The sequence below is a fragment of the Neorhizobium sp. SHOUNA12A genome, assembly GCF_023006505.1.
GTDB lineage: Bacteria > Pseudomonadota > Alphaproteobacteria > Rhizobiales > Rhizobiaceae > Neorhizobium.
The window spans coordinates 1-13,455 of record NZ_JALBGV010000023.1; the positions used below are offsets into that span (position 1 = coordinate 1).

12 protein-coding genes, 1 tRNA gene and 1 riboswitch are annotated in these 13,455 nt (G+C 61.1%); of the genes, 5 read left to right on the top strand and 8 right to left on the bottom strand.

The features are described 5' to 3' along the window. Positions 1-159: 159 nt before the first annotated feature. Positions 160-696, bottom strand: a complete 537-nt coding sequence (locus MOV63_RS12750; RefSeq protein ID WP_247034057.1) for a GcrA family cell cycle regulator — start codon at positions 694-696, stop codon at positions 160-162. Between the two features lie 408 nt (positions 697-1,104). Here MOV63_RS12750 and MOV63_RS12755 point away from each other — a divergent pair, with 408 nt between their 5' ends. The 3 genes from MOV63_RS12755 to MOV63_RS12765 all read left to right on the top strand — a co-directional run bounded on the left by MOV63_RS12755 (position 1,105) and on the right by MOV63_RS12765 (position 4,476). Continuing rightward, positions 1,105-2,301, top strand: coding sequence for an aspartate aminotransferase family protein (locus tag MOV63_RS12755; protein ID WP_247034058.1), 1,197 nt, complete (start codon positions 1,105-1,107; stop codon positions 2,299-2,301). A gap of 54 nt (positions 2,302-2,355) precedes the next feature. Then, positions 2,356-3,273, top strand: coding sequence for an ornithine carbamoyltransferase (argF, locus tag MOV63_RS12760; protein WP_247034059.1), 918 nt, complete (start codon positions 2,356-2,358; stop codon positions 3,271-3,273). A 213-nt stretch (positions 3,274-3,486) separates the two neighbouring features. Further along, entirely contained in the window at positions 3,487-4,476 is a 990-nt protein-coding gene (locus MOV63_RS12765) for an Hsp33 family molecular chaperone (RefSeq protein WP_247034060.1), read from the top strand. Positions 4,477-4,514: 38 nt separating this feature from the next. On the opposite strand, the gene MOV63_RS12770 is transcribed toward MOV63_RS12765, so the two are convergent. From MOV63_RS12770 to MOV63_RS12780, 3 genes are all read right to left on the bottom strand, one after another. Then, the gene (locus tag MOV63_RS12770) at positions 4,515-6,101 is read right to left on the bottom strand and encodes a tannase/feruloyl esterase family alpha/beta hydrolase (RefSeq protein ID WP_038539453.1); all 1,587 of its coding nucleotides are present in this window, start codon (positions 6,099-6,101) and stop codon (positions 4,515-4,517) included. Between the two features lie 112 nt (positions 6,102-6,213). Next, positions 6,214-6,606 carry a Co2+/Mg2+ efflux protein ApaG gene (gene apaG, locus MOV63_RS12775; protein ID WP_038539456.1) on the bottom strand — a complete coding sequence of 131 codons (393 nt, stop codon included), beginning with the start codon at positions 6,604-6,606 and terminating at the stop codon, positions 6,214-6,216. 160 nt (positions 6,607-6,766) lie between these two features. Next, positions 6,767-7,951: an O-succinylhomoserine sulfhydrylase gene (locus MOV63_RS12780; RefSeq protein ID WP_247034061.1), complete on the bottom strand. Its 1,185-nt coding sequence runs from the start codon at positions 7,949-7,951 to the stop codon at positions 6,767-6,769. 44 nt (positions 7,952-7,995) lie between these two features. Then, positions 7,996-8,074: riboswitch (SAM riboswitch) on the bottom strand. A gap of 73 nt (positions 8,075-8,147) precedes the next feature. Here MOV63_RS12780 and MOV63_RS12785 point away from each other — a divergent pair. Together MOV63_RS12785 and MOV63_RS12790 are read left to right on the top strand one after the other, a co-directional pair. Continuing rightward, positions 8,148-9,242 (top strand): 2'-deoxycytidine 5'-triphosphate deaminase, encoded by a 1,095-nt coding sequence (locus MOV63_RS12785; protein WP_247034062.1) that lies wholly within the window; start codon positions 8,148-8,150, stop codon positions 9,240-9,242. Positions 9,243-9,295: 53 nt separating this feature from the next. Next, a tRNA-Gly gene (locus tag MOV63_RS12790) sits at positions 9,296-9,369 on the top strand. Positions 9,370-9,640: 271 nt separating this feature from the next. Here MOV63_RS12790 and MOV63_RS12795 read toward each other — a convergent pair. From MOV63_RS12795 to MOV63_RS12810, 4 genes are all read right to left on the bottom strand, one after another. Next, positions 9,641-11,371 carry an ABC transporter substrate-binding protein gene (locus MOV63_RS12795; protein WP_038583558.1) on the bottom strand — a complete coding sequence of 577 codons (1,731 nt, stop codon included), beginning with the start codon at positions 11,369-11,371 and terminating at the stop codon, positions 9,641-9,643. 74 nt (positions 11,372-11,445) lie between these two features. Beyond that, positions 11,446-11,727: a DUF2160 domain-containing protein gene (locus tag MOV63_RS12800; RefSeq protein WP_151040729.1), complete on the bottom strand. Its 282-nt coding sequence runs from the start codon at positions 11,725-11,727 to the stop codon at positions 11,446-11,448. A gap of 16 nt (positions 11,728-11,743) precedes the next feature. Beyond that, positions 11,744-12,571 (bottom strand): carbohydrate ABC transporter permease, encoded by an 828-nt coding sequence (locus tag MOV63_RS12805; RefSeq protein WP_247034063.1) that lies wholly within the window; start codon positions 12,569-12,571, stop codon positions 11,744-11,746. A gap of 16 nt (positions 12,572-12,587) precedes the next feature. After that, complete coding sequence (locus tag MOV63_RS12810) at positions 12,588-13,454, bottom strand: carbohydrate ABC transporter permease (RefSeq protein WP_247034065.1); 867 nt, start codon at positions 13,452-13,454, stop codon at positions 12,588-12,590. Position 13,455: the final 1 nt, after the last annotated feature.

Sequence of the window (13,455 nt, forward strand, 5' to 3'; positions counted from 1 at the left end):
ACCCTCGAGCGTCACCATCTCAAGAGCCGTCTGGCAAGGGGCAGGTTTCTTCAACATGTCCCAATGAATCACAAACCCCCGGACCACGCCAGGGGTTTGTCAGCAGTCTGAGCGGGCCTTGAGCCCGCCTTCGATTTCGCCCTCGTGTCGCGCCGCCGCTCAGACCCGAGCGGCAACTTTGCGGCGCTCGTTGACCGGCTGGTAGGCGAGCTTTGCGTGGTAACCGCAATAGGGCGATGCATCCGGGGATTCACAGCCGCAGAAGTGGAAGTCTTCCTTGAGCGGGTCGCCGACCGGCCATTTGCAGGTGCGCTCGGTGAGTTCCGTCAATGCAAGGCGGCGGGAGATCGGCACGACTACGTTGGAGGCGGGACGATATTCCATCTCCTGGTAGGGTTCGATCTCGATCTCTTCCTTGACCATCGTCGCGCCGACGGCGCGGGTAACGGTCCGGGTCGTGACCCGCGACGCATAGTTCGGAGCCCGCGGCGCCGATGTCGTGCGCTTGGCAGCCGATGCGCGGCCGGTCGCAACCGTACCGCCTGCTTTCGCCCGGCCCGGCAGGCTGAGACGATGCACCTTGCCGATCACGGCATTTCGGCTTACGCCACCAAGTTGTGCTGCGATCTGGCTGGCGCTCAGGCCCTCCGACCACAATCTTTTGAGCTTCTCGACACGCTCGTCTGTCCAGTTCATGCCCGTTCTCCGCCTTTGAACGTTGCTGGCATGCAGAATCCTTCCACCTTTGCTGCGAAAATCATTTCGCAGCACCCACTATATCTATGCTTGAGGTGACTAGTTCCGCCGCATGCAGTCTAGTAATTGATCATTAACCTAGTGTGAGGCTGACTCCGTGGCAAGAGTCGGAGGAATCTGCGGGATTCGATTTCGTGGTTTTCCCCAACTTGCTGTGATGGAGAGTCATTTTTGTCACAGAAGCCAGTACCTGTCGGTTTCCGGTCGAAACACGCGTAAAACGCCGAGCTTTGTTGACATTGGCGGCCTAAACCCCGATAGTGCCCCCGCCGCCCAGTGGGCGGCATTTTTGGTTTTTCTGGCCGGTTTTGTCGGCCTTTTTTGACTGCCTAGAGGAGTGATGTCGCCATGGCTGAAGCCGCGCTTTTCGACACGTTTGCCCGGGCTCCGCTGCGTTTTGAACGCGGCGAGGGCGTATGGCTTGTGACGGAAAGTGGAGAGCGATATCTCGACTTCGGCGCGGGCATCGCCGTCAACTCGCTCGGTTACGGCCATCCGCACCTCGTCGGCGCGCTGAAGGCACAGGCCGACAAGGTCTGGCACACATCAAACCTCTTCGAGCAGCCCGGCCAGGAGACGCTGTCGCGCCGCCTCGCCGACAACTCTTTCGCGGATAAGGTGTTCTTCACCAATTCCGGTGCGGAGGCGCTCGAATGCGCCATCAAGACCGCGCGCCGCTACCAGTTCGTGAAGGGCCATCCGGAACGCTTCCACATCGTCACCTTCGAGGGCGCCTTCCATGGCCGCACGTTGGCGACCATCGCTGCCGGCGGCCAGGCGAAATATCTCGAAGGTTTCGGCCCCAAGGTCGAAGGCTTCGATCAGGTGCCGTTCGGCGATATGGACGCTCTGAGGGCTGCGATCACCGATGCGACCGCCGCGATCCTCATCGAGCCGATCCAGGGAGAGGGCGGCATCCGGCCGGTTCCAAAGGAATTCCTGGCTGCGCTGCGGCAGATCTGCGACGACAACGGCCTGCTGTTGATCTTCGACGAGGTCCAGACCGGCGTCGGCCGCACCGGCAAACTGTTCGCCTATGAATGGACGGGCGTTTCGCCCGACATCATGGCGCTCGCCAAGGGCATCGGCGGCGGGTTCCCGCTCGGGGCCTGCCTTGCCACGGCGGAAGCCGCCTCCGGTATGACAGCTGGCACCCACGGCACCACCTACGGCGGCAACCCTCTGGCCATGGCGGTCGGCAATGCCGTGCTCGACGTGATCTTGGGGGACGGCTTCCTGGAAAATGTCCGCGACGTCACGTTGGTCTTGCGGCAGGGGCTAGCCAGCCTCAAGGATCGTTTCCCCAGCGTCATCGAGGATATCCGCGGCGAAGGCCTGCTGCTCGGCGTGAAGGCCAAGGTGCCGGCGGGCGACTTGGTTGCCGCCATGCGCGGCGAACATATGCTGGCCGTTCCGGCCGGTGACAACGTGGTGCGTCTCCTGCCACCGCTCACAGTCACGGCGGAGGAAGCTCGCGAGGGTCTCTCCCGCATCGAGAAAGCGGCGGAAAAGCTCTCCGCCTCGGAAATGAAGAAATCGGCCTGAGCGGGCAAAAAGGGGGATGCCGTTGTAGGTTTCCCGCGTCACAGGGAACATCACATGGCATCTCCCAAGCATTTCCTCGACCTTTCCGCCGTTTCCCCGGCTGATCTGCGCAGCATTCTCGACGACGCGAAGACCCGCAAGCAGGCCACCAAGGCCGGCACGGCGGAAAAGCCGCTGGCGGGCAAGATGCTGGCGATGATCTTTGAAAAACCTTCCACCCGCACCCGCGTATCCTTCGATGTCGGCATGCGCCAGCTCGGCGGCGAGACGCTGTTCCTGTCGGGCACCGAAATGCAGCTCGGCCGCGCCGAGACGATCGGCGACACCGCCAAGGTTCTGTCGCGTTACGTCGATGCCATCATGATCCGCACCACGGATCACGCCCGTATGCTGGAGCTTGCCGAACACGCGACCGTACCGGTCATCAATGCCCTGACCGACGACACGCATCCCTGCCAGATCATGGCCGACATCATGACTTTCGAAGAGCATCGCGGACCGATCGCCGGCAAGACGGTTGCCTGGACCGGCGACGGCAATAACGTGCTGCATTCCTTCGTCGAAGGTGCTGCCCGTTTCGGCTATCGGATGAACATGGCTGTGCCGATGGGTTCGGAACCCGCCGACAAGTTCCTCAACTGGGCGCGCAACAACGGTGGCAACATCATGCTTTGCCATGATGCCGAAAAGGCGGTTGCCGGCGCCGATTGCGTCGTCACCGACACCTGGGTCTCGATGAACCAGGAGCACAAGGCGCGCGGCCACAACGTCTTCCAGCCCTTCCAGGTCAATGCCGACCTGATGAAGCGGGCCGACAAGGAGGCGCTGTTCATGCACTGCCTGCCGGCTCATCGCGGTGAGGAAGTTACCGACGAGGTCATCGACGGCCCGCAGTCGGTGGTCTTCGACGAGGCTGAGAATCGCCTGCACGCGCAGAAATCCATTCTCGCCTGGTGCTTCGGCGCGATCTGAACGCAATGTCCCGGACGGTGCGGATGTGAAGAGCGGCGGCGATCGAACCTTGATTTCCGCCCCGCAATCCCCCATCTGTCGGCTTTCAACAATACGCCGTCTTCTGGACTGGCGTTTCAACACACATCGTCGACGTCTTTTCCTCCGGCCAGCGGTTCCGCTCGGGCTGGCGCTTGTGTAAAGGTTTTTGGGTCGGCGCGAAGGAGTGAAGGCATGGCGGAAGCGACTGTGGAACTCAATGAACTCGACTTTGCCGGAGATGACCGGGTCGTTCCCTTTCAGGTGGACGGTCTCGACGTGCGTGGCCGGGCGGTCCAGCTCGGGCCGCTGCTCAACTCCATCCTTAGCCGCCATGATTATCCAGGCCCGGTCGCGCGGCTGCTTGCCGAGGCGATCGTCCTGACCGCTCTGCTCGGCACATCGCTGAAATTCGATGGCAAGTTCACGGTGCAGACCAAGGGCGACGGTCCCGTCGACCTGTTGGTCGCGGATTTCTCGACGCCCGACAGTCTTCGCGCCTACGCCCGCTACGACGAGGAGGCTCTGGCGGCCGCCGTCACGGAAGGCAAGACTTCGCCGGCCGACCTCCTGGGGCACGGCGTACTTGCCTTCACCATCGACCAGGGCCGCGGCATGCAGCCCTATCAGGGCATCGTGCCGATGGACGGCTCATCGCTGGAGGAGATCGCCGGCGTCTATTTCCGCCAGTCGGAGCAAATCCCGACCAGGGTGCGCCTCGGCGTTGCCGAGCTCTTCGATCGCGATGCCGATGGTAAGCCGCGCCACAACTGGCGGGCAGGTGGTCTGGTCGCGCAGTTCCTGCCGCAGGCACCCGAGCGCATGCGGCAGCCGGACCTGCATGGCGGCGACGGCGATGAGCGCGATTTCGAATTCCCCGAGGACGATTCCTGGGCCGAAGCCCGCACGCTGGTGGAAACGATCGACACTGACGAGCTGACCGACCCGCGGGTTGCGATCGAGCGTCTGCTGTTCCGCCTTTTCCACGAGCGCGGCGTCCGGGTTTACGCGCCGCACCCGGTGTTCGACCGCTGCAGCTGTTCGCGCGACAAGATCAAGGGCGTCCTCTCGGGTTTTTCCGCCGAGGAGATTGAGGCAAGCGAGGAAGACGGCGAGATCGCCGTCACCTGCGAGTTCTGCTCGACCACCTATCGCTACAAGGCGGATGAATTCGCTGCAGCCTGAAAATCAGACGGCGGGAGTTTCCTCCCGCCGCTTTCGTTTCAGGGCATCTTGCATTCGAAGTTCGCTCCATCCTTCACATCGCCGTTGCCGGAGTATTTGGCCGATTGCGGGTAGGGGCAGAGCGGCCGGGTCATCGCCTGTTTGCCATCTTTGATCTGGCTTGCCTGGATCACCGTCGGCGCTTTGCCGTTTTCCACCCAGTCCATCAGCGGCGTGAAGGCGTCGAAGACATCGGTGCCGTAGCCCGCGGTGCAATGGAACATGCCGGGCACCATGAACAGCCGGTAGAATTCCGCGGTCCGATCGGCACCCATCTGCTTGCGGACGGCTTCATAATAGTTCACGCCCATCATCGGGTTCAGCGCCGGATCCGACCAGCCGAAATAGGTGATCATCCGCCCGCCGCGTTTTTGGAACTCGCTGAGGTCGGGATTGGTCGCGTCGACGATCTCTCGGATCGCGCCGATCTTCGGATATTCGGCATCGAAGTCGAAGGTTTTCCAGTCGATCGCCTTTCCGGAGGCGGGCAGCATCGCCATGTTCTTGACGAAGGTCTCGCCATAGGCCAGCTGCCGGCTTGGTCCCTGTTCGGACACCATCCACATGTCCCAGCCGCTGACCCCGCTCGGATCGACACCCTCGGTGCCGAACTGCACGCCGGGGAAAATCGTCTCTCCCTTGATCTTCACACCGCCCGCCAGCGCCTTCAGCGTGTCCACCTGCGCAGGCGTGAAGCAGTCCGAACCGCCGGCCTCGCAGGTCTTCAGGTCCTTGGCCGGATCGAAATTGCATTGGCGCGGATCGGCGATCAGCCCATCCTTGGCACCGTCGATCGCATCGCATTTGTCCATAACCGCCTTGGCGAGCACCGGAAGCTGGGCGCGGCTGATCGGCGCCTTGAGGAGCGCTCGCGCATTCCAGACGCCCCAGATCTGCGTATTGGTGAGATCGAGGACCGGCGCTCCAGCGAGAATGCCATCGAAATCGCCCGGATAGCGTTGCGCCGCCATCAGCCCCTGGCGTCCGCCGGTCGAGCAGCCGTCCCAATAGGAGAAGGAGGGATGCCGGTCATAATAGCGTGCGGCGATCGCCTTGGCCGTGTCGACCGTCACATGCACGGCTCGTGATCCGTAGTCGATCAAGAGGCCGAGGTCCTGTGCAAAATCCCCGAGCTTATAGGTGACCGCATCATGGCCGGTATTCTGCTGGACGGTGAGAAAGCCTTTCGTAAGTGCGGCATTGCGGGTGGTGATCCGCGACGCCGCGGCAAGGTCTTCGCCGGCATACCCGCCATTGCCGAACATGTAGAGCCGGCGGTTCCAGTTGTCCGGAAGGGTGATTTCGAAACGGACCTGCGGCCGGATATAGCCGGTCACCTGGCAATGGCCCGGCACGTTTCCGACGCTCGCGACATGCGTGGCTTTCAGCGTCGCGACCTCGGCAAAGGATTGGCTGTTCAACATACCGCAGGCGATCTGCGGCGAGACCGTGGCGGAAGCGAAATCCGGCCGGTCCTTCTGGTCGATGAAACTGCTTTTGTTTTGTGCGAGCGCCGGCGTAAAGGCCGTAAGCGTCGTGAACGCGCAGGACGCCAGCAGAATGACCGGCAAAGCGGAACGTGCCATCAAGTACTCCTCCCAAAGACCGTTTGACGGTGCCAAGATGCCGCAGGAGGAAAGGGGTAACAAATAGAAAAACCGCCGCCACCCATAACCTGTAGGTTGTCGGCAGCGCCGTCTAGTTGAGGACGCGCATCAGGCCTGGTGAATCCAGCGAGAAAGCCGGGATCGTCACCTCGAAGGTTTCGCCGTCGTCGGTCTGCATGTCGTAGTGGCCGAACATCAGGCCGGACGGGGTGTCGAGCGGACATCCTGAAGAATACTCGTAGCTGTCGCCGGGCTTCAGCCGCGGCTGCTCACCGATGACACCAGGCCCGTCCACTTCGTCGACGATTCCGTTCTGGTCGGTAATGTTCCAGTAGCGATGCACGAGCTGCACAGTGAGCGTCGAATGGTTTTCGATGACGATACGATAGCCCCAGACATAACGGCTCTCTTCCGGATTGGATTGCTCCTCCAGATAATAAGGCTCGACGGCGACATCGATATCTCTTGTCCGGGCGCGATACATGCGACACCTCAACAAATCCAACTTGGTTCGATATTGTACAGAGGCGCCGCAACGTCAAGAATTCTCGCGGTTTGAACAACCAAGTGTGGGCATTAGTTGAAGTTAAGGATAACCGGGATGGTGAATATCTGATCGATCCACCACCCCGCAAAGCCAATGCTTACATGCCGGCCTTTGAAAGCGCCCGAGCGAAATCCTCGATCAGGTCGTCGGTATCCTCGATGCCGGCCGACAGACGCACGGTGCCGGGCGAGATGCCGAGTTCGGCACGGGCCTCGTCCGTCAGGTTCTTGTGCGTCGTGGTCGCCGGATGGGTGATCAGGCTCTTGGAATCGCCGAGATTGTTGGAAATCCTGACGATCTCCAGCGCGTTCTGCAGCTTGAAGGCCGCGTCCTTGCCGCCCTTCAGTTCGAAGCAGACGAGCGTCGAGCCGGCCTTCATCTGCCGGGCGATGATATCGGCCTGCGGATGGTCCTTGCGGCCAGGATAGATGACCTTTGCGACCTGCTTCTGCTCGGCGAGGAAGTCGGCGATCTTCGAGGCGCTCTCGGTCTGCTGCTTGACGCGCAGCGGCAGGGTTTCGATGCCCTTCAGCAGCGTCCAGGCATTGAACGGCGACATGGCCGGGCCCGTATGACGGAAATAGTCGTGCAGGTTCTCGTCGATCCAGGCCTTGTCGGAGAGCACGACGCCGCCGAGGCAGCGGCCCTGGCCGTCGATATGCTTGGTGGCCGAATAGACGACGATATGCGCGCCGAGTTCCAACGGCTTCTGGTAGAGCGGGGTCGCGAACACGTTGTCGACGACGACCTTGGCGCCGATCTGGTTGGCGAGCTTGGCGACACCGGCAATGTCGACCACTTCGAGCGTCGGATTGGTCGGGCTTTCCAGGAAGAACACCTTGGTCTTCGGCGTGATCGCCTTTTCCCAGTTCTCGAGGAAGCGGCCGTCGACCAGCGTGCATTCGATGCCATATTTCGGAGCGAGCGTCTCGACCACCCAGCGGCAGGAGCCGAACAGGGCGCGGGCCGCGACGATATGGTCGCCGGCCTTCAGCTGGCAGAGGATCGCGGCGGTAACGGCAGCCATGCCGGATGCTGTGGCGCACGCATCTTCGGCGCCTTCCAGCATGCACATGCGCTTTTCGAACATGTCGTTGGTAGGGCTGCCGTAACGGGCGTAGATGAAGCCGTCGGTCTCGCCCTTGAAGCGGGCTTCCGCCGCTTCCGAGGTGTCATAGACGAAACCCTGGGTCAGGAAGATCGCTTCCGACGTTTCGCCATATTGCGAGCGCAGCGTGCCGCCGTGTACGAGTTGAGTTGCCGGGCGCCAATTCTTAGTCATGCGTGTTCCCCATTCAGAACAAAAAAACCGGTCGCATAAGCAGACCGGTTTCGCACCCGGTCTTTTTAGCCACTTATTTAACGTGGCTGCAAGCCGACCGGCCAAATCACCACGGGATAAGAGTGGCATAGCGCCGCGTCCCGCTTGCGTCAATGGCTCGCATTTGGTTTTGTCGCCTCGTAAACTTGAGAGAGACATGATGGCTCGCGAAACAGGAATTTTGGCAGACCGCGCGATCGCGGCGCTTTTCGACAGTGGACGGCTGATTTCCGAACGTGAACTGGACCGGGACCAGGTCCAGCCGGCAAGCCTGGACCTGCGCTTGAGTGCCAAGGCTTTTCGCGTCCGCGCCAGCTTCATGCCGGGCCCGACGAGCCTGGTCTCCGATAAGCTCGATCGGCTGAAGCTGCACGTTATCGATCTTTCCGAAGGCGCCGTGCTGGAAACCGGCTGCGTCTATATCGTGCCGCTGATGGAGCGGCTCGATCTGCCGGCCAATATGTCTGCCTCCGCCAATCCGAAAAGCTCCACCGGCCGGCTCGACATCTTCACCCGCGTCATCACCGACTACGCCCAGGAGTTCGACAAGATTCCGACCGGTTATTCCGGGCCGCTCTATCTCGAAATCTCGCCTCGTACGTTCCCGATCGTGGTGCGCCGCGGCTCGCGCCTGTCGCAGATCCGCTTCCGGGTCGGCAATGCGCTGCTGAGCGAGCCCGACCTCCTGCAACTCCACAACGACGAGACCCTGGTCGCATCCGCCAAGCCGAATGTCTCGGGCGGTGGAATCGCCCTGTCGATCGATCTGTCCGGCGATAGCGTCGGCCTGATCGGCTATCGCGGCAAACACCACACGGCCGTCGTCGACGTCGACAAGAAGGCGCAGCACGACATCTTCGATTTCTGGGAGCCGCTTTACAGCCGCGGCCGCAACGAACTGATCCTCGATCCGGACGAATTCTATATCCTCGTCTCGCGCGAAGCGGTGCACGTGCCGCCGCTCTATGCCGCCGAGATGACGCCCTTCGATCCGCTGGTCGGCGAGTTCCGCGTCCACTATGCCGGTTTCTTCGATCCGGGCTTCGGCCACGAGGCGGCAGGGGGACGGGGCAGTCGCGCGGTGCTCGAAGTGCGCAGCCACGAGGTGCCCTTCATCCTCGAAGACGGCCAGATCGTCGGCCGCCTTGTCTATGAACACATGATGGAAAAGCCCGAAGGCATGTACGGCACGGGCCTCGGCTCCAACTATCAGGCCCAGGGCCTGAAACTGTCCAAGCATTTTCGCGCCTGACCTCACCTCCGGCTTGACAGGCGAGGCCGTCTGTTGGAAGTCTGAAACCTGACGCGGGTGTAGCTCAATGGTAGAGCAGCAGCTTCCCAAGCTGAATACGAGGGTTCGATTCCCTTCACCCGCTCCAGCTACCCCTTTGTCTTAACCGTAGGCGTCCAGCGATTTTCCCGTGGCTTGGTGGTGGTGCCGGAAGCACGCATCACCAGCCTCCATGTCGCGGAGGCACGGTCGATGGCCGAGGCATGGAGGCGATTTTCGCGAAGGCGTGTCTGGCGCGGAGGCGAGCGGGGCCTATCGGATTGTGTACTGGAGCTTTTCGCGAGCACCGGAGCTTTCACGCGAGCCAGGCATTTTGCAGTCGGTGGTCGCCGGGCGCCTTGAGCGCCCGGCGAACCGGCTTACTTCTTGGTGTCAGCCCAGCTCTTTACGAGTTCGTCGTAGTTGACGGTAACGGGCTTTTCCTTCTCGGCTGCGATCTTGAGCTGCGGAGCGAGGTTGCCTTTCGCGACGGCATCCTTGTTCCAATATGCGAGATCGTGTTCTTCGGCGAGCTTCGGTCCGATGTCGCCCTGGACCTTGGCGCGCTCCAGGCGCTGCAGGACCTTTTCCTGCTCGGAGCAAAGCGAGTCCATGGCCGCCTGGGCGGTCTTGGCGCCCGACGACGCATCGCCGATTGCCTGCCACCAGAGCTGCGCGAGCTTCGGATAGTCAGGCACGTTCGTGCCGGTCGGCGACCACTGGACGCGAGCCGGGGAACGGTAGAACTCGATCAGACCACCGAGTTTAGGCGCGCGATCCGTGAAGCTCTTGTGGCGGATGGTGCTCTCGCGGATCAATGTCAGACCGACATGGCTCTTCTTGACGTCCACCGTCTTCGAGGTGACGAACTGGGCATAGAGCCAGGCCGCCTTGGCGCGGTTGGTGGGCGTGGACTTCATCAGCGTCCAGGAGCCGACGTCCTGATAGCCGAGCTTCATGCCGTCCTTCCAGTAGACCCCGTGCGGAGACGGAGCGAAACGCCATTTTGGCGTGCCGTCCTGGTTCATGACAGGCAGGCCTGCCTTGACCATGTCGGCGGTGAAGGCCGTGTACATGAACATCTGCTGGGCAATCTCGCCCTGAGCCGGCACCGGTCCGGATTCCGAGAAGGTCATGCCCTGGGCGGCGGCCGGTGCATAGGCCTTCAGCCAGTCGAGGTATTTCTGGATGGAGTAGACCGCGGCCGGGCCGTTCGTATCGCCGCCGCGGGCGACGCAGGAGCCGACCGGACGGGATTTCTCGTCGACCTTGATGCCCCATTCGTCGACGGGCAGGCCGTTCGGCAGGCCTTTGTCGCCGTTGCCCGCCATGGAAAGCCACGCATCGGTGAAGCGCCATCCGAGCGAGGGGTCCTTCTTGCCGTAGTCCATGTGACCATAGACCTTCTTGCCGCCAACCTCGCGGCCGGTGAAGAAGGCGGCAATGTCCTCATAGGCGGACCAGTTCACCGGAACACCAAGATCGTAGCCGTATTTCGCCTTGAAATCGGCCTTGTTCTTCTCGTCGTTGAACCAGTCGTAGCGGAACCAGTAGAGGTTCGCGAACTGCTGGTCCGGCAGCTGGTAGAGTTTCTTGTCCGGCGCCGTGGTGAACTTGAGGCCGATGAAGTCCTCAAGATCGAGGCCGGGATTGGTGACGTCCTTGCCTTCTCCCGCCATCCAGTCGGTGAGCGAGCGGGCCTGCTGATAACGCCAATGCGTGCCGATCAGGTCGGAGTCGTTGACATAGGCGTCGTAGATGTTCTCGCCCGACTGCATCTGCGTTTGCAGCTTTTCGACGACGTCGCCTTCGCCGATCAGGTCGTGGCTGACCTTGATGCCGGTGATTGCGGCGAAGGCTTGCGCCAGAACCTTCGATTCATACTCGTGCGTCGTCAGGGTTTCGGAAACGACCTTGATGTCCATGCCGGCAAAAGGTTTCGCCGCATCGATGAACCACTGCATTTCCTTTTCTTGTTCGGCACGGGAAAGCGTCGAGAGTTCGCCGACTTCTTTGTCCAGGAATTGCTTTGCCTCATCCATGCCGGCATAGGCGGAACCGGTCAGAGCCAGCAGCATTGCCGCTGTCGTTGTCATAAGATGCCGTCGCATTTTATCCTCCCAGAGTTTTGCGATTGCAATTTCCGTATCGGGCGGCGGTTTTCCCGCCACCTTTTCAGCTTGCCTTAAACGAAGCGGAAGACGCCGATGGCGTAGACCACTGCAAGGGCAAGAGCCCACCACAGGTTGGGGCCAATCAGCCCCAGCCATGCAAGATGAATGAATGCCGCGCCGAGCAGCGAGATGAAGAGCCGATCTCCCCGCGTCGTCTCGAAACGCAGGATGCCGATCCTGGGCGAACCGCCCGGCGCAAAATATTCCCAGATGCTCATGCCGACGAGCAGGGCGAGGATCGTCAGAAAGAACAGCGCCGTGGGAAGCGTCCAGGCCATCCATGAAAAGTTCATGCGTGGTTCCTCCTTGTCAGACCCGCCCGAGGGCAAAGCCCTTGGCGATGTAGTTGCGGACGAAATAGATGACGAGGGCGCCAGGAACGATCGTCAGCACGCCGGCCGCTGCCAGCACGCCCCAGTCCATGCCGGAGGCAGAAACGGTGCGCGTCATGATGGCGGAAATGGGCTTGGCGGCAGTCGTCGTCAGCGTCCGGGCGAGCAGCAGTTCCACCCAGGAAAACATGAAGCAGAAGAAGGCGGCGACCCCGATGCCCGAGGCGATCAGCGGCATGAAGATCTTCACGAAGAACCGCGGGAACGAATAGCCGTCGATATAGGCGGTCTCGTCGATTTCCTTCGGTACGCCCGACATGAAACCTTCCAGGATCCAGACGGCAAGCGGCACGTTGAACAGGCAATGGGCGAGGGCGACCGCGATATGCGTGTCGATGAGACCGAAGGCGGAATAGAGCTGGAAGAAGGGCAGGGCGAAGACGGCGGGCGGCGCCATGCGATTGGTGAGCAGCCAGAAGAACAGATGTTTGTCGCCGAGGAACCGATAGCGCGAAAACGCATAGGCAGCCGGCAAAGCCGCCAGCACCGAAATCAAGGTGTTCAGCACCACATAGATGATGGAATTGATATAGCCGTTGTACCAGGAAGGATCGGTGAAGATCACCATGTAGTTCCTGAGCGTCGGGTTCTGCGGCCAGAGCGAGAATGCACCAGTGATCTCGGCATTCTCCTTGAAGCTCATGTTGACGAGCCAGTAGATCGGCAGGAGCAGGAAGATGATGTAGATCGTCGAGACCAGCCAGGAGAAATTGCCTGCAGGCTTGTATTTAATCGTCTTCGCCATGGTTTTCCTCCCTCCTTCAGGTGTCTGCGTCGCTGCTGGTCATCACGGTGTAGAAGATCCATGACAGCAGCAGGATGATGAGGAAGTAGACGATCGACATGGCGGCGGCCGGCCCGAGGTCGAACTGCCCGACCGCCGTCTTGACGAGATCGATCGACAGGAAGGTCGTCGAGTTTCCCGGGCCGCCACCGGTCACCACGAAAGGCTCGGTGTAGATCATGAAACTATCCATGAAACGCAACAGGACGGCGATCAGCAGCACCCGCTTCATCTTCGGCAGCTGGATGTAGCGGAACACCGACCACCTGGATGCACCATCGATCTTGGCCGCCTGATAATAGGCGTCCGGAATGGAGACGAGGCCGGCGTAGCACAAGAGCACGACGAGGCTCGTCCAATGCCAGACGTCCATGACGATGACCGTGATCCAGGCATCGAGAGGATCGCGCACGTAATTGTAGTCCACACCGAGCGCCGCCAGCGTGTGGCCGAGGAGCCCGATATCGACGCGGCCGAAAACCTGCCAGATCGTGCCGACGACGTTCCACGGAATGAGAAGCGGAAGAGCCATCAGCACCAGGCAGACCGGAACGCCGATACCCTTCTTCGGCATGTTCAGGGCAATGAAGATGCCGAGCGGAATTTCGAGCGCAAGGATGATGAAGGAGAAAAGCAGATTGCGCTGCAGAGCTTCCCAGAAACGGGCAGAATGCAGGATTTGGTCGAACCAGTCGGTGCCGGCCCAGAAGAACGCGTTGTTGCCGAACGTATCCTGAACCGAATAATTCACCACGGTCATCAGCGGAATGGCTGCCGAAAAGGCGACGAGCAGGAGCACGGGAAGCACCAGAAACCAGGCCTTGTTGTTCCACGTCTTTTCCATG